The organism is Streptomyces sp. NPDC110618 (assembly GCF_055657065.1).
In genome coordinates this window covers 41,730-64,223 of the sequence record NZ_JBVKBN010000025.1, presented here as the reverse complement: position 1 = coordinate 64,223, position 22,494 = coordinate 41,730, and the positions used below count along the sequence as shown (strand labels likewise).

General features: G+C 72.2%; 21 protein-coding genes. 10 read left to right on the top strand and 11 right to left on the bottom strand.

The window, feature by feature from the left end; all coding sequences use genetic code 11:
* Positions 1-12: 12 nt before the first annotated feature.
* From mftM to mdo, 4 genes are all read right to left on the bottom strand, one after another.
* Positions 13-960: a mycofactocin oligosaccharide methyltransferase MftM gene (gene mftM, locus ACZ7L7_RS32050; protein ID WP_472077759.1), complete on the bottom strand. Its 948-nt coding sequence runs from the start codon at positions 958-960 to the stop codon at positions 13-15.
* A 13-nt stretch (positions 961-973) separates the two neighbouring features.
* Positions 974-2,503 (bottom strand): VWA domain-containing protein, encoded by a 1,530-nt coding sequence (locus tag ACZ7L7_RS32045; protein ID WP_472077758.1) that lies wholly within the window; start codon positions 2,501-2,503, stop codon positions 974-976.
* 13 nt (positions 2,504-2,516) lie between these two features.
* A complete protein-coding gene (locus ACZ7L7_RS32040; RefSeq protein WP_472077757.1) occupies positions 2,517-3,674 on the bottom strand; it encodes an AAA family ATPase in 1,158 nt (385 codons plus the stop codon).
* Positions 3,675-3,750: 76 nt separating this feature from the next.
* Entirely contained in the window at positions 3,751-5,043 is a 1,293-nt protein-coding gene (mdo, locus tag ACZ7L7_RS32035) for an NDMA-dependent methanol dehydrogenase (protein WP_285516256.1), read from the bottom strand.
* 356 nt (positions 5,044-5,399) lie between these two features.
* Here mdo and mftA point away from each other — a divergent pair, with 356 nt between their 5' ends.
* The 10 genes from mftA to ACZ7L7_RS31985 all read left to right on the top strand — a co-directional run bounded on the left by mftA (position 5,400) and on the right by ACZ7L7_RS31985 (position 14,603).
* The gene (gene mftA, locus ACZ7L7_RS32030; RefSeq protein ID WP_472077756.1) at positions 5,400-5,513 is read left to right on the top strand and encodes a mycofactocin precursor MftA; all 114 of its coding nucleotides are present in this window, start codon (positions 5,400-5,402) and stop codon (positions 5,511-5,513) included.
* A gap of 9 nt (positions 5,514-5,522) precedes the next feature.
* Complete coding sequence (mftB, locus tag ACZ7L7_RS32025) at positions 5,523-5,816, top strand: mycofactocin biosynthesis chaperone MftB (RefSeq protein WP_285516257.1); 294 nt, start codon at positions 5,523-5,525, stop codon at positions 5,814-5,816.
* Complete coding sequence (mftC, locus tag ACZ7L7_RS32020; protein ID WP_285516258.1) at positions 5,813-7,048, top strand: mycofactocin radical SAM maturase; 1,236 nt, start codon at positions 5,813-5,815, stop codon at positions 7,046-7,048. The genes mftB and mftC overlap by 4 nt, the downstream gene beginning before the upstream one ends.
* Positions 7,045-8,217, top strand: a complete 1,173-nt coding sequence (mftD, locus tag ACZ7L7_RS32015) for a pre-mycofactocin synthase MftD (protein WP_285516259.1) — start codon at positions 7,045-7,047, stop codon at positions 8,215-8,217. Before mftC ends, mftD begins: the two co-directional genes overlap by 4 nt.
* A 1-nt stretch (position 8,218) precedes the next feature.
* Entirely contained in the window at positions 8,219-8,965 is a 747-nt protein-coding gene (gene mftE / locus ACZ7L7_RS32010; protein WP_285516260.1) for a mycofactocin biosynthesis peptidyl-dipeptidase MftE, read from the top strand.
* Positions 8,962-9,747 carry a mycofactocin-coupled SDR family oxidoreductase gene (locus tag ACZ7L7_RS32005; RefSeq protein WP_453600613.1) on the top strand — a complete coding sequence of 262 codons (786 nt, stop codon included), beginning with the start codon at positions 8,962-8,964 and terminating at the stop codon, positions 9,745-9,747. The genes mftE and ACZ7L7_RS32005 overlap by 4 nt, the downstream gene beginning before the upstream one ends.
* Complete coding sequence (gene mftF, locus ACZ7L7_RS32000; RefSeq protein WP_472077755.1) at positions 9,744-11,222, top strand: mycofactocin biosynthesis glycosyltransferase MftF; 1,479 nt, start codon at positions 9,744-9,746, stop codon at positions 11,220-11,222. The genes ACZ7L7_RS32005 and mftF overlap by 4 nt, the downstream gene beginning before the upstream one ends.
* A 109-nt stretch (positions 11,223-11,331) precedes the next feature.
* On the top strand, positions 11,332-13,236 hold the full coding sequence (gene acs, locus ACZ7L7_RS31995) for an acetate--CoA ligase (protein WP_285516263.1): 1,905 nt from the start codon (positions 11,332-11,334) through the stop codon (positions 13,234-13,236).
* Between the two features lie 19 nt (positions 13,237-13,255).
* A complete protein-coding gene (locus tag ACZ7L7_RS31990) occupies positions 13,256-13,909 on the top strand; it encodes an SDR family NAD(P)-dependent oxidoreductase (protein ID WP_285516264.1) in 654 nt (217 codons plus the stop codon).
* A 118-nt stretch (positions 13,910-14,027) separates the two neighbouring features.
* Complete coding sequence (locus ACZ7L7_RS31985; protein WP_472077754.1) at positions 14,028-14,603, top strand: adenylate kinase; 576 nt, start codon at positions 14,028-14,030, stop codon at positions 14,601-14,603.
* A gap of 36 nt (positions 14,604-14,639) precedes the next feature.
* On the opposite strand, the gene ACZ7L7_RS31980 is transcribed toward ACZ7L7_RS31985, so the two are convergent.
* The 7 genes from ACZ7L7_RS31980 to ACZ7L7_RS31950 form a co-directional block, all read right to left on the bottom strand.
* Positions 14,640-15,479 carry an SDR family oxidoreductase gene (locus ACZ7L7_RS31980; RefSeq protein ID WP_285516266.1) on the bottom strand — a complete coding sequence of 280 codons (840 nt, stop codon included), beginning with the start codon at positions 15,477-15,479 and terminating at the stop codon, positions 14,640-14,642.
* Between the two features lie 70 nt (positions 15,480-15,549).
* Positions 15,550-16,971: an aminobutyraldehyde dehydrogenase gene (locus ACZ7L7_RS31975; RefSeq protein WP_472077753.1), complete on the bottom strand. Its 1,422-nt coding sequence runs from the start codon at positions 16,969-16,971 to the stop codon at positions 15,550-15,552.
* Entirely contained in the window at positions 16,964-18,283 is a 1,320-nt protein-coding gene (locus tag ACZ7L7_RS31970; RefSeq protein ID WP_472077752.1) for a flavin monoamine oxidase family protein, read from the bottom strand. The genes ACZ7L7_RS31975 and ACZ7L7_RS31970 overlap by 8 nt, the downstream gene beginning before the upstream one ends.
* Positions 18,284-18,384: 101 nt before the next feature.
* Positions 18,385-19,455, bottom strand: coding sequence for an ABC transporter ATP-binding protein (locus tag ACZ7L7_RS31965; RefSeq protein ID WP_472077751.1), 1,071 nt, complete (start codon positions 19,453-19,455; stop codon positions 18,385-18,387).
* A 5-nt stretch (positions 19,456-19,460) separates the two neighbouring features.
* Complete coding sequence (locus ACZ7L7_RS31960; RefSeq protein ID WP_285516270.1) at positions 19,461-20,339, bottom strand: ABC transporter permease; 879 nt, start codon at positions 20,337-20,339, stop codon at positions 19,461-19,463.
* Positions 20,336-21,229: an ABC transporter permease gene (locus ACZ7L7_RS31955; protein WP_285516271.1), complete on the bottom strand. Its 894-nt coding sequence runs from the start codon at positions 21,227-21,229 to the stop codon at positions 20,336-20,338. Before ACZ7L7_RS31955 ends, ACZ7L7_RS31960 begins: the two co-directional genes overlap by 4 nt.
* Positions 21,230-21,232: 3 nt before the next feature.
* Positions 21,233-22,357 (bottom strand): polyamine ABC transporter substrate-binding protein, encoded by a 1,125-nt coding sequence (locus tag ACZ7L7_RS31950; protein ID WP_471431687.1) that lies wholly within the window; start codon positions 22,355-22,357, stop codon positions 21,233-21,235.
* Positions 22,358-22,494 lie beyond the last annotated feature (137 nt).

Here is a 22,494-nt window from a genome sequence, read left to right as displayed (position 1 = left end):
CAGCGCCGGGCGTCAGAGGTCGACGACGAGCCAGCCGCCGTGGTGGGCGGCGACCCGGAAGGGGCGGCCGGTGCTACGGCCGAGGACGGTCAGCTCCCTCGGGCTGAAGCACCGCACGTGCCCGTACGCGGCGGTCGGCTCGTCCTCGTAGGGCACCGCCACGACCACGCGCCGCCGTGCCAGCCGCAGCGCCTCCCGCAGGACGGCGCCCCCGTGCTCGGTGTCGAGGTGCTCCAGCACATGAATGACAGTGACGGTGTCGACCGCGCGGTCCGGCAGCGGCACCTGGGCCGCGTCGCAGACCAGCACGTCCAGCTTGAGGCCCCGGGCACCGGCCACCGCGCCGAGCAGGCGCATGGTGCCGCCGGAGAGGTCGGAGGCGATGACGGTGCCTGACCCTGCCCCTGCCTCTGCCCCTGCCTCGCGCTCGGCGAGGAGCATGGGCAGGAAGCCGAAGCAGGAGCCCAGGTCCAGCACGGAGTCGGTGCCGACGAGGTCCAGGGCGTACCGGTACACGGGGGCGAACCCGGCGATCGAGGAGTGGTCGGCCTCCTCCGGGTGCTGGAAGGACTGGCGGATGCGGGTCAGGGTGTTGCCGTAGAAGGTGGTCCAGGCGGGCAGGGCGCCGTCCACGCAGGAGCGGACCACGCCGGTGAAGACCCGCTCGAAGATGTCGCTGCCGGAGAGCCAGCCGGGGGCGAAGAGTTCCTCGGCGAGAAGGCCGGCGAGGTCGTTGTCGAGCTGTTCGGGGCGCAGGCGATGACCCAGTTCGACGCGGCGACCCCGGCGCCGCAGGACGAAGTGGTCGGTGCGGACGATCGGCCGCGGTCCGTCCGGCGGCACCCGGCGCGGCTCGCGGACGACCCGGACCAGGTGGTCGGCGTACAGGCCGGGCGCGCCGGGCGCCAGCGGGTCGATGCGGCGCGCGGCGATCGCGTCGCGCAGGCTCGGGACGCTCACGACGACTCCCCCTTCATCGGCCCACGGCCTCGGCGGCCATCCGGTGGGCCGTGCGTTCCAGTCCGGCCAGGTCGGCGACGACCTGCACGCGGTCGCAGTGTTCGGCGTAGGCGGGCAGGTCGCAGCGGCCCAGGTTCCAGGAGTAGCGGGGCTCGGGGGTCAGCCAGATCGCCTGGCGGACCCGGCGGGTGATCTCGGCGAAGGTCTCGGTGCGGGGCGGGTTGCCGTTGCCGCGGCCGTCGCCCAGGACCAGCAGGGTGGTGCGGCGGCCGAGCGCCGAGGCGTGGTCGGCGAGCAGGGTGTCGAAGGTGCGGCCGTAGTCGGAGGTGGCGTCCACGTCCAGCAGGCCGCCGGCCGGGAGCCCGTCGAAGACGAGGCCGAGGGCCCGCTCCAGGGGATGCTCGGCGAACAGCTCGGTGATCTCGGTGGGTTCGTCGACGAAGGCGTACGAGCGGACCTGCCCGAAGAGGGACTGCAGCCCGTGCACCAGGTGCAGGGTGAAGCGGGCGGTGGCCCGCACGGACAGGGAGACGTCGGCGAGGACCAGCAGGCGGGGCCGGTCCTCGGCGCGGGTGACGGTGACGGGCCGGAACGGTACGCCGTCGTAGCGCATGTTGTGCCGCATGGTGCGGCCCGGGTGGACCCGTCCGGCGGGCCTGACCCGGCGGCGGCTGGTGAGGGCGCCGTGCACGGTGCGCCCGATCCTGCGCAGCGCCTCCTCCAGTTGGCCGCGCTCGTCCTCGTCGACGGTCTCCAGGCGGGCGCGTTCGGCGATCCGGGCGGATTCGACGGCCACCGACTGGAGTTCGGCCAGGCGGTCGAGGTGGCGCCGGAGCAGCTCCGGCAGGTCCTCGATGACGCCCGTCAACTGACGGCGCAGTTCACTGACTTCCTCGGGGTCGTCGTCCTGGTCGGCGAGCCAGCCCAGCAGGGCGTCGCGCTGGGCGACGGTCAGGGCGGTGTCGATCGGCTGTCCGGTCGAGGCGGCGAGGCGTCCGGGGACACCGGCGCCGTGCAGCCGCTCGGTCTCCAGTTGCACGGAGGGGGTGTCGTCGCGCCCGCCCGTGGCGCCGTCCTTGGACAGGACGATCTCGTCGGTCATCGACGCCAGGTCGATCTTGTTGGCCTCCTGGTGGAGGTTGTACTGCTGGGCCAGGTCCTGCTGGTCGAAGTAGTCACGGATGTCGGAGGGCTTGCCGTGGCTGTGGCCCTGCTGCGGGGTCTCGGAGGGCTCGTCGGAGACGGTGAACGACTCCAGTTCGCCGGTGTCGGTCAGGTCGTCGTGCTCGTGGCTGTGCCCGTGGCCGTCGGCGCTGCCGCCGACCGGGCGCAGGGAGAAGAACGCCGTGAACAGCTCGTCGAAGAGTTCGTGGTCGCGGCGGTCCTTCACCAGGGTCATGCGCAGGGCCGCGCGCAGTGTCTCGCGGTCCGCGAGTACGCCGGGCTGGGCGGCTCCGCGCATGGCGTCCATCGCCTCCGCGACGGAGACCCGCAGGCCGAACAGCCTCAGTACGCGGACGAATCGGTGCACCCCGGATTCCATGCACGCCTCCCGGTCAGTCGGTGCGGCGCCGCGCCATGGCGGCGAACGAGCGGGCGCCCTGACCCACGCCGGTCGCGGGGCGGTGGGTGGGGCCCTCGCCGGGGGCGCCGTAGTAGCCCTCGTCGTGGCGGCCCTGCCGGTCCATGGCGGCGCGTACGGTGCGGCCGTCGGGCTCGTGGTCGTGGTCATGGTCGTGGTGATGGTGATCGTGAGGGTGGTGCGGCTCGGGCAGGGTGCGGTTGGGGTCGACCAGGCGGGGCAGCACGTCGAGCGCTCGCTTGAGGTCCCGTTCGTACTTCAGGACCACGTTGGCGGTGTCGGCGAGGATCTCCGGGGCGAGTTCGTCGACGCCGAGCACGGCGAGGGTGCGGGCCCAGTCGACGGTTTCGGAGATGCTGGGGCTCTTGCGCAGCGCCAGTTCGCGCAGCCCGCGTACCACGTCCACCAGGTGGCGGGCGGCGGCCTCGGGAAGTCCGGTGTCCTTGGCCCGAAGGATCTCCAACTCCCGTTCCGCGTCCGGATAGTCGAGGAAGAGATGCAGGCAGCGGCGCTTCAACGCGGCTGACAGGTCGCGGGTGTTGTTGGAGGTGAGCACCACGTACGGCGGGACTTTGGCCGTGTAGGTGCCGATCTCCGGTACCGACACCTGGTACTCGCCCAGGCACTCCAGCAGTACGGCCTCCAGCGCCTCGTCGGCCCGGTCGACCTCGTCGATCAGCAGCACCGCCGGCTGCTCGCCGCGCACGGCCTCCAGCAGGGGCCGGGGGGCGAGAAAGCGGTCGGAGAAGAAGACGCTGTCCTGTTCCTCGATGCGGTGGACGGCGGAGGTCAGGTCGGGGGCGTCGGCGGTGAGTTCGCCGATCTTCTCCCGCAGCATCTGGGTGTACAGCAACTGCTTGCCGTAGTCCCACTCGTACAGGGCGCGGCTCTCGTCCTGGCCCTCGTAGCACTGCAGGCGCAGCAGCCGGCGGCCGGTGGCGGCGGCCAGGGTGCGGGCGAGTTCGGTCTTGCCGACGCCTGCCGGGCCCTCCAGCAGGAGCGGCTTGTCGAGGCGGGTCTGGAGGTACACGGTGGTGGCGAGGCGTCGGTCGGCGATGTAGCCCTCGGCGGCGAACCGCTCGGTGACCTCGTCGACCGAACCGAAGGGATGGCTTGCGGGTGTGGCGGGCACGGTTCCTCCGTCCGATGGGGCGGGAGCGGGGGATGACCTCCCACGGTGCGTCCCCCCGCTCCCGAGTGGGCGGTGCTCAGCCGAGCAGGTCGTCCAGGTCGCCGGTCATGCAGTGCTCCACGACGGGCCGGACGGTCTCGAAGGTGCACTCCTTGGCGTTGCCCGGGGTGCAGGCGTCGCCGAGGACGTGGTGGGTGATGCGGTCGATGTCCGCCGCGTCGCCCTTGATCTCCTTGGCCTGCTCGTAGAACTTCGTCGGGCCCTGGCCGAGGCGGTTCTTGGAGTAGGTGTCCTGCTGGACGTCGGTGAACTTCTCCGGAATGCCGACGTCGCGCAGCAGCCGGATGCCCGCGGCGAGGGCGGCCTCGGCGGCCTGCACCTTGGTCATGCCGTGCGTGTCGACGCCCATCGCCTCGGCGATGTCGGCGAACCGCTCGTAGTGGGCGGGCATGTTGAACGCCCAGACGCGGGGCAGCGCGATGGCGTTGTTGAGGCCGTGGTGGGTGTCGTAGAAGGCGCTGACCGCGTGCGAGATGGAGTGGATGATGCCCAGGCCGCCGGAGTTGAAGGCCTGCGCGGCGATGTACTGGGCGTACATCATGCCCTCGCGGCCGGCCAGGTCCTGGCCGTTCCACACCGCCTGGCGCAGGTGGCGGGCGGTGAGGCGGATGGCGTGCAGCGCGTTGCCCAGTGAGGGCTGGAAGTCGAGCCGGGACACGTACGGCTCGCTGGCGTGGGCGAGGACGTCGAAGCCGCACTGGGCGGTGTAGTCCAGCGGGCAGTCGTAGTACAGCGTCGGGTCGTCGATGGCGAGGGTGGCCACCGAGGCGTCGTCGAACGCCACGTACTTGTGCGGGTTGTCGGGGTCGGTGGTGGTGTCGGTGATGACGTACGCCCAGGATGTCTCCGAACCGGTGCCGGCCGTGGTGGAGACGGCGATGTGCGGCGGGTTCTTGGGGTTCTCGGACTTGTTGAAGCCCTCGAAGTCATTGACGCTGCGCCCGTCGTGGGCGACGGAGATCCGGGCGCCCTTGCACGCGTCGTGCGACGAGCCGCCGCCGATCGACACGAAGGAGTCGCACTTGTTCTCCTGGTACAGCGCCACGGCGTCCATGACGTTGTAGTCCTTGGGGTTGGACTCGACCTTGTCGTACACGACGACTTCGAGGCCGTGGTACTTCATCGACTCGACGATCTTGTGCACGGTGTCGCTGCCGCGCAGCCCGGTGGTCATCACCAGGGTGCGCCGGAATCCCAGCTTCTTGGCCTCGGGGCCGATCAGCTCGTGGGCGCCCGGACCCATCAGCGCCCGGGGGAAGGGGTGGAACTCCTTGATCGGGAAGGGCTTGAGAAGTTCTTCGACCTGCATGATCGCGACATTCCTCTCCGCGCAACGATGCGCGTACGGTGTCCGGCTGCTCCCTCGCCGGCGGCGCAGGGTCCGGGTGGAGCGCGGACGTTGCCGGTGTTGGTGGCGTGCCTCACCCTCCGGGAATGCGCCGGGCGGCGACACCGGCCGCTCGGACGGCAGCGGGGCGCGGTCGGAGGGGGTGCGGCCTGACCGATCGGAGGGGGCACCGGTGGTGGCGGGGGCGCACCTGTCCGACCGGTCAGGTCGAGGGGGGCCGGATGCAGGGTGAGCGGCGCGGCGGGCCGCTCGTAGCGTCGACAGCGGCCGGTCGGCGAACCGGCGTTCCCCGCACCCAACTCCCTTGGAGGCTCGCCATGCACGAGGAACAGATCACCGCCGAGAAGGACACCGCCCACCACGCCGACGAGCTCGTCGAGGAGGTCCTCGTCGAAGAGGTCTCCATCGACGGCATGTGCGGCGTCTACTAGCCCGTCGCCATGACCAGCCCCGCGCTCGACCTGGCGGTGCCGTACCGGTTGAACCCGTCCGTCGCGCTGCGCCCCGAGCCGTTCGGGGCGCTCGCCTACCACTTCGGCAACCGCCGGCTGTCCTTCCTGAAGGCGCCGGAACTCGTCGAACTGGTACGGGAACTCGACCGCCATCCCAGCGTCGGGCACGCCCTGGCCGGCGTGCCCGGCTCCCGGCGGGCCGTCTTCCGGCGCGCCCTGGCCTCCCTGGCCGCCGCCGACATGATCATCCCCCAGCGCAGTGGAACCGGAGCGCCGCCATGACCACCCTGCACGATCCCCCGCCCGCCGAGCGCGTGCCCGCTCTCGTGGAGCAGTTCAAGGGCGGCCTGAACGCCCCCATCTGCCTGACCTGGGAGTGGACGTACGCGTGCAACCTGTCCTGCGCGCACTGCCTGTCCTCCTCCGGGCGGCGCGACCCGCTGGAGCTGTCCACGGACGAGATCAAGTCCGTGATCGACGAACTCCAGCGCATGCAGGTCTTCTACGTGAACGTGGGCGGCGGCGAACCCACCGTCCGCCCCGACTTCTGGGAACTGCTCGACTACGCCGTCGGCCACCAGGTCGGCGTCAAGTTCTCCACCAACGGGCTGCGCCTGACTCCTGAGCGGGCGCGCAGGCTGGCCGCGACGGACTACGTCGACATCCAGATCAGCCTCGACGGCGCCACCCGCGAGGTCAACGACGCGGTGCGCGGCCCGGGTTCGTACGACATGGCGATCCGGGCTATGGAGAACCTGGCGGAGGCGGGCTTCGGCGACTTCAAGATCTCCGTGGTGATGACCCGTCAGAATGTGCCGCAGCTCGACGACTTCGCCGCGATCGCCGACTACTACGGCGCCCAGTTGCGCATCACCCGGCTGCGGCCGTCCGGGCGCGGCGCCGATGTGTGGGACGAGCTGCACCCCACCTCCGAGCAGCAGCTCGACATCTACAGCTGGCTGCTGGCGCACGGCGAGCGCGTGCTCACCGGTGACTCCTTCTTCCATCTCAACGCGCTCGGCTCCGATCCGCTGCCCGGCCTGAACCTGTGCGGCGCCGGACGTGTGGTGTGCCTGATCGACCCGGTGGGCGATGTGTACGCCTGCCCGTTCGCCATCCACGACGCGTTCAAGGCGGGCAACGTCCGCTCCCCCGGCGGCTTCGACCGGGTGTGGCGGGAGTCGGCGCTCTTCACCGACCTGCGCCGGCCCTCCACCGCGGGCGCCTGCTCGGGCTGCCCGGCATACGACTCCTGCCAGGGCGGCTGCATGGCCGCCAAGTTCTTCACCGGCCTGCCGCTGGACGGACCCGACCCCGAGTGCGTCAAGGGCCACGGCGCCGCCGCGCTCGCCTCGGTGGACGCCGGCGCGCTGCCGCGCCAGGGCAAGGACCACTCGCACCGGACGGTGCCCCTCGGCATGCCCGCGGTGCGCACCGCGCGGCCCGAACGCCTCTGCGACGAGAGCCCGCTGGCCGGTGCCCCCATCGTGCAGCACGCGAAAGGAACGTCATGAGCAAGTGGTTCGAGACGGTCGCCGAGGCCCAGCGCAGGGCGGGCAAGCGACTGCCGAAGTCGGTGTACGGCGCGCTGCTCGCCGGTTCCGAGAAGGGCACGTCCTACGACGACAACACCAAGGCGTTCGCGGAACTGGGCTTCGCCCCGCACGTCGCCGGGCTGTCGGCCAAGCGCGACCAGTCCACGACCGTGCTGGGCGAGGAGATCTCCCTGCCGGTGATCATCTCCCCGACCGGTGTGCAGGCCGTGCACCCCGACGGCGAGGTGGCCGTCGCCCGCGCGGCCGCGGCACGCGGTACGGCGATGGGCCTCAGCTCATTCGCGAGCAAGCCGCTGACGGAGGTCGTCGCCGCCAATCCGCGGGTCTTCTTCCAGATGTACTGGATGGGCTCCAAGGACGCGATGCTGCGCCGCATGCAGTACGCGCGGGAGGCGGGCGCCAAGGCGCTGATCGTCACCCTCGACTGGTCCTTCTCGCACGGCCGCGACTGGGGCAGTCCCCGGATTCCCGAGCGGCTGACCCTCAAGGAGATGGTGCGCTTCGCCCCCGAGGCGGTCTCCCGTCCGCGCTGGCTGCTGGACTTCGTCAAGTCCGGGAAGCTGCCCGACCTGACCACGCCCAACCTCGCCGAGGACGGCCAGGACCCGCCTACGTTCTTCGGCGCGTACGGCGAGTGGATGGGCACCCCTCCCCCGTCCTGGGAGGACGTGGCCTGGCTGCGCGCCCAGTGGGACGGGCCGTTCCTGCTCAAGGGCGTGTGCCGGGTGGACGACGCCCTGCGCGCGGTCGACGCCGGAGTCAGCGCCATCTCCGTGTCCAACCACGGCGGCAACAACCTCGACAGCACCCCGGCCCCGATTCGCGCGCTGCCCGCGATCGCGGACGCGGTCGGCTCCCAGGTGGAGATCCTGCTGGACAGCGGGGTGCGCCGGGGCAGCGACGTGGTGAAGGCGCTGGCGCTGGGCGCGAGGGCGGTGATGATCGGTCGTGCCTACCTGTGGGGCCTGGCCGCGGGCGGGCAGAGCGGGGTGGAGAACGTGCTGGACATCCTGCGCGGCGGCATCGACTCGGCGCTGCTGGGCCTCGGCCGCTCGTCCGTGCAGGAGCTGACCCGCGACGACGTGGTGATCCCGCCGGGCTTCACCCGCACCCTGGGCGCGGTGTGAGATGACGGCCGGACCGGCTCCGGCGCCCCGGCTCGCCGACCTCACCTGGCCCGACCTGACGGGCCGGGCCCCGCTGGTGCTGCTGCCGCTGGGCTCCTGCGAACAGCACGGCCCGCACCTGCCGCTGGACACCGACTCCACCGTGGCCTGTGTGGTCGCGGCGCGTGCCGCCCAGCGGCTGCACGGCGAGGTGGACGTGCTGGTCGCGCCGTGCCAGCAGTACGGGGCGAGCGGTGAGCACGAGGGGTTCGCGGGCACGGTGTCCGTCGGCCATGACGCGCTGCGGCTGCTGATCACGGAGATCGGCCGCTCGATGCTGCGCTGGGCGGGCCGCCTGCTCGTGGTCAACGGGCACGGCGGCAATCTGGTGAGCCTGTCCGACGCGGTGCGCGGGCTGCGCGGCGAGAGCCGGGACGTGGCCTGGTGGCCGTGTCTGCCGCCGGGGTCGGACGCGCACGCGGGCCACGCCGAGACATCGATGATGCTGCGGCTGCGGTCGTCGGCGGTGCGCAAGGAGCGGGCGGTGGCCGGACCGACCGAGCCCGTCCATCTGCTGATGGACCGGCTGGTCACCGAGTCGGTGCGCGGGGTGAGCCCGTCCGGCGTCCTCGGCGACCCCGCCGGGGCCCGCGCGAGCGAGGGCGAACGGCTCCTCGACGGCATGGCGGACCGGCTCGCCACCGACATCCGCGCCTGGCGGGTTTCGGGGCGGGGCCGGCTCGGGCAGTCCGTGAGGGCGGAGCGATGACCGGCCCCAGGGTCGCCGTGGTCACCGGCGCCGCGCGTGGCATCGGGGCGGCGACCGTACGGCGGCTCGCCGGGGACGGCTGGGCGGTGGTCGCCGTGGACCGCTGCGCGGACGACCCCGAGGTGCCGTACCCGCTGGCCGGCCCCGGCCAACTCGACGCATTCGTCGAGGAGTTCGAGCTGGTACGCGCAGTGCGGGCGGACGTGCGCGACGAGCAGGCGCTGGGCGTCGCCGTCGACCTCGCCGAGCGCGAGTTCGGCGGCCTCGACGCCGCCGTCGCCGGGGCCGCCGTCATCCTCGGCGGTGCCCCCGTGTGGGAGCAGACCGACGCCCAGTGGCGGACCCTGCTCGACGTGGACGTCATGGGTGTCACCCGGCTCGCCCGTGCCGCCGTACCCGCCCTGCTGCGCCGCCCGGAGCCCCGCAGCGGACGGTTCGTGGCGCTCGCCTCGGCCGCCGCGCACCGCGGGCTGTGGCGGCTCGGCGCGTACTGCGCCGCCAAGCACGCCGTGGTCGGCCTGGTCCGCGCCCTCGCCTGCGACCTGCGCGGCACCGGCGTGAACGCCCTCGCCGTGTCCCCCGGCTCCACCCGCACCGCCATGCTCCGGGCCACCGCCGACCTCTACGGCCTGGCCGATGTCGACGACCTCGCCGACCGACAGCTCACCGAACGCCCCCTGGAACCGGAGGAGGTGGCCGCCGTGGTCGCCTGGGCCTGCTCGGCCGACTCGGTCCCCGTCACCGGATCCGTACTGCACGCGGACGGAGGATTCACGTCATGACCCTGGCACCCGCCCCGCCGGGCATCCTCGCTCCCCCGGCCGGTGACCGGCTTCCCGACGGTTTCACCGTCGAACTCGCCCCCGGCACCCACCGGTCCACGGACGGACGGCTGATGATGGGCGGCTCACCCCTGCGGCTGGTCCGGCTCACCAAGGCTGCGGTACGGCGGCTCGGTGACGGCCGTTTCTCCGTCACCGACGCCCCGAGTGCGACGCTCGCCCGGCGACTGCTGGACGCCGGGATCGTGCACCCGCGCCCCGCACCTGTGCCGGTGCGGGACACGACTGTCGTCATCCCCGTCCGCGACCGCGCCGACCAGCTCGACCGGCTGCTGGGCGCCCTGCGCGGCGATCCGGCCACCGCCGCGCTGCCGGTGCTGGTCGTCGACGACGCCTCCCACGCCCCCGCCGCCGTGGCGGACGTGGCCGAGAGGCACGGCGCCCGGCTCCTGACGCACCCGTACAACCAGGGCCCGGCGGCCGCCCGCAACACCGGGCTGCGGCACTGCCGTACCGAGTTCGTGGCGTTCTGCGACTCCGACGTGGTGCCCGAACCCGGCTGGCTGGCGCCACTGTTGGCGCAGTTCACCGATCCGGCGGTGGCGCTCGTCGCACCGCGCATCACGGCGCTGCCAGTGCCCTCTCCGGGGCTGCTGGACCGGTACGAGAAGCTCCGCTCGCCACTGGACATGGGGGCGGCGGAGGGGCCGGTGGTGCCGGTGTCGGCACTGTCGTACGTGCCGAGCGCGACGATCGTGGTGCGCAGAGCCGCTGTCGGCGCCGGGTTCGACACGGCGCTGCGGGTCGGGGAGGACGTCGACCTGTGCATGCGGCTGCACGAGGCGGGCTGGCGTGTGCGGTACGTGCCCTCGGCGAAGGTCGGCCACCGCCACCGCACCGATCTGCGCGACTGGCTGGCGCAGCGGGCGAGTTACGGCACCGGCGCCGCCGCCCTGGCGTTGCGGCACCCCGGGCACGTGCCACCGCTGTACGCCGCGCCCTGGTCACTGACCACCTGTGCCCTGCTGCTGCGGGGCCGGCCCGCGTCGGTGGCCGCCGCCGCGGTACTGACCGGGGCGACGGCCGTACGCGTGGCACGCCGGATGCCCGACGCCGATCACCCGGCCCGTGCCGGCGCCCTGTTGTCGCTCGCCGCCGTGCGGGGCACCGCGGAACAGTTGCTGCGCTGCGCCACCCGCCACCACTGGCCGGTCGCCCTGGCAGCCGCTGCCGTGGACCGCCGCGCGCGTTGGGTGCTGCTCACCGCCGCCGTCGCCGACGGACTGCTCGACCACCGCCGCTCCGGCAGCCCGCTCCCCCCGCTCACCCACCTGGCACTGCGCCGCCTGGACGACCTGGCCTACGGCTGGGGCGTCTGGCAGGGCGCCGTGCGCCACGGCACCACCGCCCCGCTGCGGCCCCGGCTCGCCCTGCGGATGGTGAGCCGCTGGACCGGCGCACGACCTCAGCCGTGAGGCCCACCAACCTGCTGCCAACCCTGTCCGCCCACTGTGGCCCTCGGAGACGGTCCCGCCGCCCTCAGCGGGGCCGTCCGCCGCACCCGCACCTCACTGGAGGAACCGTATGTCGCCCCGTTCCGACCACCACAGCCGTCACGGCCACACCGCGCCGCCCGTGGACGACCGCCTCGCCTTCTGGGCGCGGCAGGCGGGCGAACTGGACTGGGACACCGAGTGGAGCGAGGTCCTGGACTGGTCGGACGCCCCCTTCGCCCGCTGGTTCACCGGCGGGAAGCTGAACGTGGCGTACAACTGCGTCGACCGGCATGTGGCGGCCGGCCACGGGGACCAGGTGGCCTTCCACTGGGAGGGCGAGCCCGGCGACACCCGCACGATCACGTACGCGGAGCTGCGGCGTGAGGTGTGCCGTACGGCGAACGCGCTGCTGTCGCTGGGGCTGCGGGCCGGGGACCGGGTGGCGATCCAGTTGCCGATGATCCCGGAGGCGGTGTTCGCGATGCTGGCGTGCGCCCGGCTGGGGCTGCCGCACAGCGTGGTCTTCGGCGGGTTCTCCCCGGCCGCGCTGCAGTCCCGGATCGAGGACGCGGGGGCGCGGCTGCTGATCACCTCGGACGGCCAGTACCGCCGGGGCCGGGCCGAGCCGATGAAGGCGAACACCGACGAGGCGACCCGCTGCACGCCGAGCGTGGAGCACGTCCTGGTGGTCCGGCGCACCGGCACCGACGTGCCGTGGACCGAGGGCCGGGACCTGTGGTGGCACGAGCTGGTGGAGGCCCAGTCCGACCGGCACGAGCCGGAGGCGTTCGACGCCGAGCACCCGCTGTTCATCCTGTACACCTCGGGCACGACGGGTAGGCCGAAGGGCATCCTGCACACCTCCGGCGGCTACCTCACCCAGGCCGCCTACACGCACCGCACGGTGTTCGGGCTGGACCCGGACAGCGACGTGTACTGGTGCACCGCCGACATCGGCTGGATCACCGGGCACTCGTACATCGTCTACGGGCCACTCGCCAACCGCACGACGTCGGTGCTGTACGAGGGCACACCCAACACCCCGCACGAGGGGCGGCACTTCGAGATCATCGAGAAGTACGGGGTGTCCGTGTACTACACGGCGCCCACGCTCATCCGGACGTTCATGAAGTGGGGCGAGGACGTACCGGCCCGCCACGACCTGTCCTCGATCCGGGTGCTCGGAAGCGTCGGCGAGCCGATCAATCCGGAGGCGTGGCGGTGGTACCGCGAGCACATCGGGGCCGGTCGTGCGCCGGTCGTGGACACCTGGTGGCAGACGGAGACGGGTGCGGTGATGATCGCGCCGTCGCCCGACTCCCCTTCGCTCAAGCCCGGTTCGGCGCAGACGCCGGTGCCGGGGATCTCCGCGAAGGTGGTCGACGACCAGGGCGTGGAGGTCGCGAAGGGCGAGAGCGGCTGTCTGGTGCTGGACCAGCCGTGGCCGTCGATGCTGCGCGGGGTGTGGGGCGACGACGACCGCTACCGGCAGACGTACTGGGCGAGGTTCGCGGCGCAGCGCTACTACTTCGCCGGGGACGGCGCCCGCTACGACGACGACGGCGACATCTGGCTGCTGGGCCGGGTGGACGACGTGATGAACGTGTCGGGGCACCGGATCTCCACCTCCGAGGTCGAGTCGGCGCTCGTCTCCCACCCGGCGGTGGCCGAGGCGGCCGTGGTGGGTGCCTCGGACCCGACGACGGGGCAGGCGATCGTGGCCTTCGTCATCCTGCGCGCGGACGCCGGGGGCGAGGTGGCGGTGGACGCCCTGCGCGAGCACGTGGCGCGGGAGATCGGTCCCATCGCCAAGCCGCGGCGGATCCTGGTCGTCCCGGAGCTGCCCAAGACCCGCTCCGGGAAGATCATGCGGCGGCTGCTGCGGGACGTCGCGGAGAACCGCGAGGTCGGCGATGTTTCCACGCTCGCGGACGCCGCCGTCATGGACCTCATCCACGCCGGTCTGGCCGACGCGTCCAAGCCGTCCGACTGATCACGAAGGGCACGCGGACATGGGACACATCAGCACGCTGACCGGCCGGGTCGTCCTCGTCACCGGGGAGGGCGAGCTCGCCCCGGCGGTGACGGCGGGCCTCCTGGCGCGCGGGGCCCGGGTGGCGGTCGCCGGCGCCGCGGTCGCGCGGGGTTCCTCCGTGCTCGCGCTGCCCTTCACCGCGGCGGACACCGCCGGGCCCGGCCGGGCCGTCGACACGGTGGTGGAGCGGCTCGGCCGCCTGGACCACGTGGTGAACCTGGTCTCGGGCCGCCCCCGCACGGGTCCGCTGATGGAACTGGATCCGCTGGATCTGCGCGAGGTGTTCCAGCGGGACCTGGTGGTGCCGCTGAGCTTCGTCCAGCGCGCGTACCGGCGGTGGATGGCGGCGCACGGCGGCTCGGTGGTCAACGTGGTCGCGGCGGCGGGGCGCGGCGGCGCCCGGGACGCCACGCTGGCCGGGCTGACCGAACTCACCGAGTCGCTGGCCGCCGAGCTGGCACCCCGGGTGGACGTGCATACCCTGATTCCCAGTCCGTCGCTGGACGCGGGGGCGCACCTTGTCGGCCTGGCCGAAGTATTGTGCGATCTGCTCACCCACCGGATGGATCCGACCCAGGGCCCGGTGCTGGTCCTCAGCGCCGAACCCGACTGCGCCTCCCGGGCCGCCTGATCACCGTGCTGCCAGACGGAACCGACCGAACCGCGAGTCCGACAGCGGATATTGCGATCAAGCAATCGGCCGAACGGGCCACCGACGAACAGCTCTCACGGAAAGGTGCGCATCGCTGATGCGAATCATCCTCATCGGGCCTCCCGGAGCGGGCAAGGGCACCCAGGCCGTCGCCCTGAGCGAGCGGCTCGGCGTCCCACACATCTCCACCGGAGACCTGTTCCGGGACCATGTCGCACGCCGGACCCCGCTCGGCCAGGAAGCCCAGCGCTACCTCGACACCGGGGAACTCGTCCCCGACCACATCACCGCCGGCATGGTGCGCGAACGCCTCGCACAGCCGGACGCCCGCGACGGCTACCTCCTCGACGGCTTCCCCCGTACGGTGCCGCAGGCGCGGGAGCTCGCCGCGGTGCTCGCGGCCACCGGCACGGCGCTGGACGCGGTACTGGAGCTGTCGGTCCCCGAAGAGGTCGTCGTGGCACGGCTGTTGGGGCGCGGCCGGGCGGACGACACCGAGGAGGTCATCCGCAACCGGCAGCGGGTGTACGAGAAGCAGACGGCGCCGCTGCTGGCGCACTATGCGGACATCCTCGTGACGATTTCCGCCGAGGGGCCGGTGTCCGACATCACCGCGCGGGCGCTGGAGGCCCTGTCCGCCTCGCGCGTCCGAGGAGCCGTCGGCACGAGGTGACCGGGCGGGACAGTGGGTCCCGTCCGGTCGTTCCCGTCACGTCGTCACAAAGGCCTCCCTGTGCTCCTGTGCCCACTGCCGGAAGGCCCGCGCGGGGCGGCCCGTGACCTTCTCGACGGTGTCGGTGACCGTGCGGCCGATCTCCGGGGTGTTTCCGTAGGCCTGGAGCAGGAAGCCGATCACCTCGTCGGTGTGGCCGGCGGCCCGCCACTGCTCGACGGCCTGCTCCTCGGTCAGCTCGACAAGGGAGACGGCCCGGCCGCGCGCGGTCGCGAGCGCGGCCACCTTGTCGCCGACGGTCAGCACCTCGGGCCCGGTGACCACGTACTCCTGGCCGCCGTGGCCCTCCTCGGTGAGCGCGACCGCGGCCACGGCGCCGATGTCGCCCTCGTGCACCATGGCGCTGAGGCGGGAGACGAACGGCTCCCGGACCTCGTCCCGGGTGACGATGCCGTCCGCCCAGGCCAACGCGTTGGCCATGAACTCCACCGGCATGACCACGGTCCAGTCGATCCCGTCGTCCGCCCGTACGGCGTCCTCCAGCGGGGTTCCCTCGCCGCCGTGCAGCACGGTGACCCGGCGTACTCCGGCCGCGCGGGCCAGTTCCAGGATGCGCGGGCCCGTCTGCAGGGGTGCGAAGTAGGCGCCGCCGAAGGTGATGAGGTGCAGGCCGGTGACGCCTTCCAGGGCCGGGGTCAAGGTGTCCGGGTCCGTCAGGTCGCCCTCGACGACCTCGACGCCGGCCGGGAAGTCGGCCTTCGCCGTGTCCCGGGTCAGGGCGCGGACCCGGTGGCCGCGGGTGAGGAGTTCGGCGACGACCTGACGGCCGACGGTTCCGGTGGCGCCGGTGACAAGGAGGTTCTGCTGCTGAGTCATGGGACGACCGTAGGAGGAGTTGCGGACAGGTTCGGTCCGCGATTCCCACGGTCGCCGCACTCGATTCGTGTTACAGCATGACGTGCTTGACCTGGGTGTAGTCGAGCAGCCCGGTCAGGGAGAGGTCGCTGCCGTAGCCGGAGTGGCCCACCCCGCCGTGCGGCATCTCCGAGACCGTCGTGCCGTGGGTGTTGACCCAGACGATGCCGGTGCGCAGGGCGCGTGAGGCGCGCATCGCGCGGTCGTGGTCGCGGGTCCACACGCTGGCGGCGAGTCCTTGCGGGACGCCGTTGGCCAGCCGTATCGCCTCGGTCTCGTCGGTGAAGGGCTGGACGGTGACGACCGGACCGAACACCTCGCGCTGCACGATCTCGTCCTGCTGCCGTACTCCGGCGACCACGGTGGCCTGGTGGAAGTAGCCGGGCCGGTCCAGGGCGGCACCGCCCGCCACGACCTCGGTGTGCGACGGCAGACGCTCCAGCAGGCCCCGTACGGAGGCGAGTTGGGCGGCGTTGGCCAGCGGACCGAAGTCCGTGTGCTCGTCGTCCGGGGCCCCGGGGCGCAGGCGTGCCGCCCGCTGCGTGAACCGGGTCAGGAAGGTGTCGTGGACGCGCCGGTCGACCAGGATTCTTGTCGCGGCCGTGCAGTCCTGCCCGGCGTTGTAGAACGACAGCGACGCCAACTGCTCGACCGCGTCGTCCAGATCGGCGTCCGCGTGGATCAACACGGGCGCGTTGCCGCCGAGTTCCAGGTGCAGGCGCTTGAGGTCGGCCGCTGCCGCCGCGGCGATCTCCTGCCCCGCGCGCACACTTCCCGTGACGGCGACGAGGCGCACACCCGGGTGGGCGACCAGGGCCCGCCCGGTGTCACGGTCGCCGCACACCACATTCAGCACGCCCGGCGGCAGGTGTTCTGCGGCGAGTCGGGCCAGGAGCACGGCCGAGGACGGTGTGGTGTCGGAGGGTTTGAGGACGACCGTGTTGCCGGCCGCGAGTGCCGGGGCGATCTTCCAGACGGCCATCATCAGCGGGTAGTTCCACGGGGTGATCTGCGCGCAGACGCCGACGGGTTCGCGCCGCAGCACCGAGGTGCGGCCCGGTGTGTACTCGGCGGCGGCCGCGCCGGGCAGATTGCGGGCGGCTCCGGCGTAGTACCGCAACACGTCGACGATCGCGGGCAGTTCGTCCGCCAGGAACAAGGCCCGCGGTTTGCCCGTGTCGGCCACTTCGGCGTCCGCGAGCCGGTCAGCCGCCCGCTCAAGGCTGTCGGCGATCCTGAGCAGTGCCGTCTGCCGCTCGCCCGGAGTGGCCGACGCCCAGTTCTCGAAGGCCTCCTCCGCGGCCCGGCAGGCCGCGTCCACGTCCTCGGGGCCGGACAGCGGGGCCGTGGCGTGCGGCAGCCCGGTGGCCGGGTCGATCAGCGGCAGGGTGGCGCCGGACGCGGCCGGCACGTCCTTGCCGCCGATGTGGTTCAGCCGGTCGCTGTCAGCCACGGCGCAGCGCCTCCTCGGCGGCGGCGCGGCCGGTGCGGACGGCGCCCTCCATGTATCCGGCGACCCACTGGTCGGAGCCGCAGACGTAGAACGGCGGCTCGTGGGTGCCGTGCAGCGGGCCGACGGCCATGACCTCGCCGGGCGTCCACTGGGTGACGTAGCCCTGGGTCCACGGGTCGGTGCCCCACAGCCGCAGATGGCAGGAGGCCGGGCGCAGCGCCTCGTCGCCGAACATGGCGGCGACCTCGGCGAGGAGTTCGGGGGTGCGCAGGTGGGGTGGCGTGCCGAGCAGGACGCCGTAGCGCTCGGGTGGGACCAGGGCCGACAGGACGCCCTGGTTCTGCGGCCAGGTGCTGCCCAGGACGCCCTCCGTCTCGGACAGGCCGTTCAGTCCCGCGTCCCGCCAGAAGGGGCGGTCGTACACGGCGGCGAACTTCGCTGCTACGGCCTGGCGTTGGCGGTGCAGGGAGGCGAGGCGTTCGTCGCTCACCCCGCTGACGGCGACGTCCCTCAGCGGTCCGACGGGCAGGGCGCTCACCACGGCGCCCGCGGTGAGGACTTCGCCGGTGCGCAGGCGCACGGTGCTGCGGCCGGGGCGGATGTCCACGGCCGCGACGGGTGAGCCGAGGCGGATGCGCGGGCCGAGGACCCGGCCCAGGACCTCGGCGAGTGTCGCCGAGCCCTCCGCGAGGCGCAGGCCCTCCCAGTCCTCGTAGTCGTAGTCGCCGGTGCCCGCGCCGGGGACTGCCGCGCTCTTGCGCAGTGCGGCGAGCAGGGAGATGCGCTCGTAGGAGCCGCCGGCCAGGGCGAGTTGGCCGATGTCCCAGAGCCGGACCACGTTGGAGCCCGCTCCGCCGGCGCGCAGCCAGTCGGCGACGGAGATCCGGTCGAGGGCCATGGCGTCGGGGTGGGCCCAGGGGTCGTCCGGGTCGACGGTGGCGGCGAGGGCGGCGAACTCCTTGCTCAGCCTCTCGTGCGTGGCCGCGTCGCCGGGGCCGAACCAGTGCGGGGGTTCGCCCGTCGAGCGGCCTTCGGGGGTCGCGCGGGTCATACGGCCCGATTCCTCGACGTAGCTGGGGACCAGCTTCAGGCCGAGTTCCGCGGCGAGTCGGAGGTAGGCGGTGTGGGCGTGGCCGACGACCTCGCCGCCGAGCTGGACGGTGCGGCCGTCGGGGGTGCGGGTCTGTTCGACCCGGCCGCCGACGCGGTCCCGGGCCTCCAGGACGAGGACGTCGGTTCCGGCCGCCGCGAGGTCTCGGGCGGCGCTGAGTCCGGCGAGACCGGCGCCGAGCACGATCACGTCGTGGTGCATGGGTGGGGCTCTCTTCTGTCAGGGGGCGCGCAGGGCCAGGGAGCGCGGGCCCGCAGCCGCGGGATCAAGGAGCCCGCCCCCGCGGGGCTCGCGCTCGGGTCTCAGGCCAGGACCAGGCAGTGCTCGGGCCGCCAGGCGAACTCGACCGTCTCGCCGCCGCTCCAGCGGTCCTCCATGCGGGCGCGGGCGGTGTTCTGCTCCAGCACCGACAGGGTGACGCCCGGGGCGAGTTCGATCAGGTAGGTCGTGGTGGGCCCGCTGTAGACGGTCTCGCGGATGACTCCGCTGAGCTTGGCCATGCCGGGTTCGAAGTCGGACAGCCAGATCTTCTCGGGGCGCACGGAGACGCTGACGGCGGTGCCGTCCGCGATGCCGGTGCGGTCGCCGACGGGCAGGTCGGGGCCCTTCTCCAGCGCGACCTTGCCTTCACGGTACGTGCCGGTCATCAGGTTGGAGGTGCCCATGAAGGACGCGACGAAGCCGGTCGAGGGGTGTTCGTAGATGTCCTCGGGGGTGCCGCACTGTTCGACCCGTCCGGCGTTCATCACCGCGATCCGGTCGGACATGGTCAGCGCCTCGTCCTGGTCGTGGGTGACGAAGACGAAGGTGATGCCGACCTCGCGCTGGATCTGCTTCAGCTCCACCTGCATCTGTCGGCGCAGCTTCAGGTCGAGGGCGGCGAGGGGTTCGTCGAGCAGCAGTACGGCCGGGCGGTTGACGAGCGCGCGGGCCAGGGCGACGCGCTGGCGCTGGCCGCCGGAGAGGGTGCGGGGCCTGCGGTCGGCGAACGCGCCGAGCTGGACGAGGTCGAGCATCTCGCCGACCCGTTTGCGTATCTCGGTCTTGGGCACGCCCTTGCGCTTGAGGCCGAAGCCGACGTTGTCGGCGACGCTGAGGTGGTCGAAGAGGGCGTAGCTCTGGAAGACGGTGTTCACATTGCGCTTGTTGGGGGGCAGGTCGGTGACGTCCTCCCCGGCCAGCAGCACGGAGCCGTCGGTGGGGTCGCTGAAGCCGCCGATCATGCGCAGGGTTGTGGTCTTGCCGCAGCCGGAGGGGCCGAGCAGGGAGAAGAAGTGGCCGGACTCGATGTCGAGGTCCAGGTGGTGGACGGCGTAGGAGTCCGCGTACTGCTTGGAGACACCGTCGAGCCGGACGGCGGGGGTCGCGTCCATGGGGATCACTCTCCGGAGAGGATGTCGAGGCCGCCGCGGCGGCCGAAGAGGCGCGGGATGAACAGGGCCAGGGCGATCAGGGCGATGGATCCCGCGAGCATGAGCGTGCCGACCGCGTTGATGGTGGGCTGGACGCCGAAGCGGATCGCCGAGTAGATGCGCACCGACAGGGGCTGGGGGTCGACGCCGGTGGTGAAGTAGGCGAGCACGAAGTCGTCGAAGACCAGGGCGAAGATCAGTACCGCGCTGGCCAGGACGGCGGGGAGCAGGGCCGGGAGGGTGACCAGGCGGACGGCCTGCCAGCGGGTGGCGCCGAGGTCCATGGCGGCCTCCTCCACCTCGGGGTTGAGGGCGGCGACCCGGGAGCGCAGCACGACGGTGACGTAGGAGATGGAGAAGGTGATCTCGGCGAGCATCACCGTGAGCGTGGACAGGGGGATGCCGAGGCCCTTGAACAGCAGCATCGAGGCGACGCCGGTGACGATCTCGGGGGTGATCAGCGGGACCAGCATGATCAGTCCGGCCAGTGAGCCGAGCCGGGTGCGGCAGCGGACCAGGCCGAGGGCGAGGGCGACGCCGAGGAGTACCGAGCCGGCCATCGCCACCAGGGAGATGCGCAGGCTGGTTCCCAGGGAGGCGATCAGGACCTCGTCGTGGGCGAAGGCGCGGTACCAGCGCAGGCTGAACCCGTCGAAGACGGTCAGGGACTTCTGCGAGTTGAAGGAGAACAGGGCCACGACCGCGATGGGCAGGTACAGCAGCGCGAAGAACAGCGTGGTGATCGCGATGAGGACGCGGGGCCTGCGGCGGCCTCGGCGGCGCTTGGCCGTGCGCGCGGAGGCGCGGGCCGGGGCGGTGGCGGTGGGGGTGCTGACGAGGGTCATCGCAGGGCCTCCGCCTCGTCCTTGCGGGTGCGCCGCAGATAGCCGAGCATCCCGATCAGCAGGACCAGCATCAGCAGCATGGTGAGGGCCGAGCCGAGCGGCCAGTTCTGGCCCTGGAAGAACTTGTCCTGGATGAGGTTGCCGATCATGATCTGGTCCGGTCCTCCCATGAGCTGTGCGCTGACGAAGTCGCCCATAGCGGGCAGGAAGACCAGGACGAGTCCGGCCGCCGCGCCCTGCCGGGTGGCGGGCAGGGTGACGAAGAAGAAGGTGCGGACGGGACCGCCGTACAGGTCGCGGCCGGCCTCGATGAGCGAGACGTCGAGGCGTTCCAGGGCCGCGTACAGCGGGATGATCATGAAGACGACGAAGCCGTAGACCAGTCCCGCGATGACACCGAAGGAACTGTTGAGGATCTTCGTGCCCCCGTCGGCCAGGCCGACCGCGCGCAGGGCGCGCAGCAGCGGTCCGTCGTCGGAGAGGACCACCGACCAGCCGTACATCCGCACCAGGTAGTTGGCGAAGAAGGGGACGACGATCGCGGCGATCAGCGCGTGCTTGTAGCGGCCTCCGTACAGGGCGATCGTGTACGCCACCGGGTAGGCGATCACCAGGCAGATCAGGCAGGTGAGCAGGGCGTAGCCCAGGGAGCGGGCGAGGACCTCGGTGTAGGCGGGGTCGGCGAGGGCGCGTACGGCGGACAGGTCGAAGCCGAAGCGGGGGTTGCCGAGTTCGTCGGTGGTACCGACGGCGAGGACGGCGACCAGGATCAGCGAGGCGACCAGGAATCCGGCCATCCACAGGGTGCCGGGGAGCATGAACCAGACCCAGATCCGGTTCCCGGAGCTGTCCCGGCGCCGGACGCGGGAGGAGTTGCGCAGCAGTGCCATGGCTCAGCCCGCCTTCACATGGGTCCAGGCGGTGTCACGCGCCTCTTCGGCGGCGCGGTCGCCGTTGCGGAAGAACGCGTCGGCCGTCAGGTCCTGCTGGGTGACCAGGCACTCGGGGAACGGCTCGACGAGGTCGGCGTAGATCTTCTCGGAGCCCGCGACCGGCATCGGGTAGCCGATGTACTCGATGTTCTTCTTCACGTTCTCCGGCCGCAGCATGTAGTCGATGAACAGCATCGCCGTGCCGGGGTGGGGCGCGTTCCAGGGGATGGCGTAGCAGTCGGAGTTGATCGGGGTGCCCTCCTTGGGCGCCTGGAACCCGAACACCGAGGGGTCCTCGGCCTGGTTGAGCATGGCGGCCATGTCGCCGCTCCACGCCTGCTGGATGAAGGCGTTGCCGTTGAGGAGGTTGTTGTAGCTGTCGCTGGAGAAGCCGCGCAGCCGGGGCCGCAGATCGCCCAGCAGGTCGGTGATGCGGTCGAGGTCGCCCGGGTCGCCGGTGCTGACGTCGAGGCCGAGCGTGAGGGCGGCCATGCCGAGCACCTCGTCACGGTCGTCGAGCAGGAAGACCTTGCCACGTGCGCGGTCGTTCCACAGGTCCCGCCAGGAGTCGGTGAGCTCACCGATCTTGTCGCGCCGCCAGCCGATGCCGGTCTTGTACGCGGTGAAGGGGACGGTGTGCGCGGAGCCGGGGTCGTACCAGGGATCGGCGAAGTAGGTGTACGTGCCGAACACGGACCGGGCGTTGCCGAGCCGGGAGTGGTCGATACGGCGCAGTCGGCCCCCGCGGGCCAGGCGCTGGGCCCACTTGGCGGTGGGGAAGATGATGTCGTAGCGGTTGCCGGCGTTGAGCTTGGCGACCATGCCTTCCATCGAGTCGAAGTTCGACTGGATGACCTTGACGCCGTACTCCTTCTCGAAGCCTTCGAACACGGCCGGGTCGACGAAGTCGGCCCAGTTGAAGTAGACGAGATCGCCGTCGACGCGCGGCTCGGGCGGAGCGAGCTGGTCGGCGGTGGGTCGGTCGGCGGGCATGAACCCGCAGCCGCCGACCGCTGCGCCCAGCAGGCCGCAGGCGCCCGCCCGCAGCACGGCGCGTCGGGACGGCGGTGGTACCTCGGGGGACATGAATCGTCCTCTCCGTCGAGGAACGGCACAAGTCCAGGGCTGGACCGGCTGGTCGTTTCGCTTCGGGCCCTGAATTCCGAAGGCGTAACCGGTCTGGGGAGGGTGTGGGTGCGGCTCAGCGGGCGTGGGATAAGGCG

Coding starts and splice junctions, on each gene's coding strand:
- mftD (WP_285516259.1), top strand. CDS start 7,045: ATGAGCAAGTGGTTCGAGACGGTCGCCGAGGCCCAGCGCAGGGCGGGC.
- ACZ7L7_RS31955 (WP_285516271.1), bottom strand. CDS start 21,229: ATGGCACTGCTGCGCAACTCCTCCCGCGTCCGGCGCCGGGACAGCTCC.
- ACZ7L7_RS32045 (WP_472077758.1), bottom strand. CDS start 2,503: ATGGAATCCGGGGTGCACCGATTCGTCCGCGTACTGAGGCTGTTCGGC.
- ACZ7L7_RS31985 (WP_472077754.1), top strand. CDS start 14,028: ATGCGAATCATCCTCATCGGGCCTCCCGGAGCGGGCAAGGGCACCCAG.
- mftC (WP_285516258.1), top strand. CDS start 5,813: ATGACCACCCTGCACGATCCCCCGCCCGCCGAGCGCGTGCCCGCTCTC.
- ACZ7L7_RS31965 (WP_472077751.1), bottom strand. CDS start 19,455: ATGGACGCGACCCCCGCCGTCCGGCTCGACGGTGTCTCCAAGCAGTAC.
- mftB (WP_285516257.1), top strand. CDS start 5,523: ATGACCAGCCCCGCGCTCGACCTGGCGGTGCCGTACCGGTTGAACCCG.
- ACZ7L7_RS31960 (WP_285516270.1), bottom strand. CDS start 20,339: ATGACCCTCGTCAGCACCCCCACCGCCACCGCCCCGGCCCGCGCCTCC.
- mftF (WP_472077755.1), top strand. CDS start 9,744: ATGACCCTGGCACCCGCCCCGCCGGGCATCCTCGCTCCCCCGGCCGGT.
- ACZ7L7_RS31970 (WP_472077752.1), bottom strand. CDS start 18,283: ATGCACCACGACGTGATCGTGCTCGGCGCCGGTCTCGCCGGACTCAGC.
- acs (WP_285516263.1), top strand. CDS start 11,332: ATGTCGCCCCGTTCCGACCACCACAGCCGTCACGGCCACACCGCGCCG.
- mftE (WP_285516260.1), top strand. CDS start 8,219: ATGACGGCCGGACCGGCTCCGGCGCCCCGGCTCGCCGACCTCACCTGG.
- mdo (WP_285516256.1), bottom strand. CDS start 5,043: ATGCAGGTCGAAGAACTTCTCAAGCCCTTCCCGATCAAGGAGTTCCAC.
- mftA (WP_472077756.1), top strand. CDS start 5,400: ATGCACGAGGAACAGATCACCGCCGAGAAGGACACCGCCCACCACGCC.
- ACZ7L7_RS31980 (WP_285516266.1), bottom strand. CDS start 15,479: ATGACTCAGCAGCAGAACCTCCTTGTCACCGGCGCCACCGGAACCGTC.
- ACZ7L7_RS31950 (WP_471431687.1), bottom strand. CDS start 22,357: ATGTCCCCCGAGGTACCACCGCCGTCCCGACGCGCCGTGCTGCGGGCG.
- ACZ7L7_RS31990 (WP_285516264.1), top strand. CDS start 13,256: ATGGGACACATCAGCACGCTGACCGGCCGGGTCGTCCTCGTCACCGGG.
- ACZ7L7_RS32005 (WP_453600613.1), top strand. CDS start 8,962: ATGACCGGCCCCAGGGTCGCCGTGGTCACCGGCGCCGCGCGTGGCATC.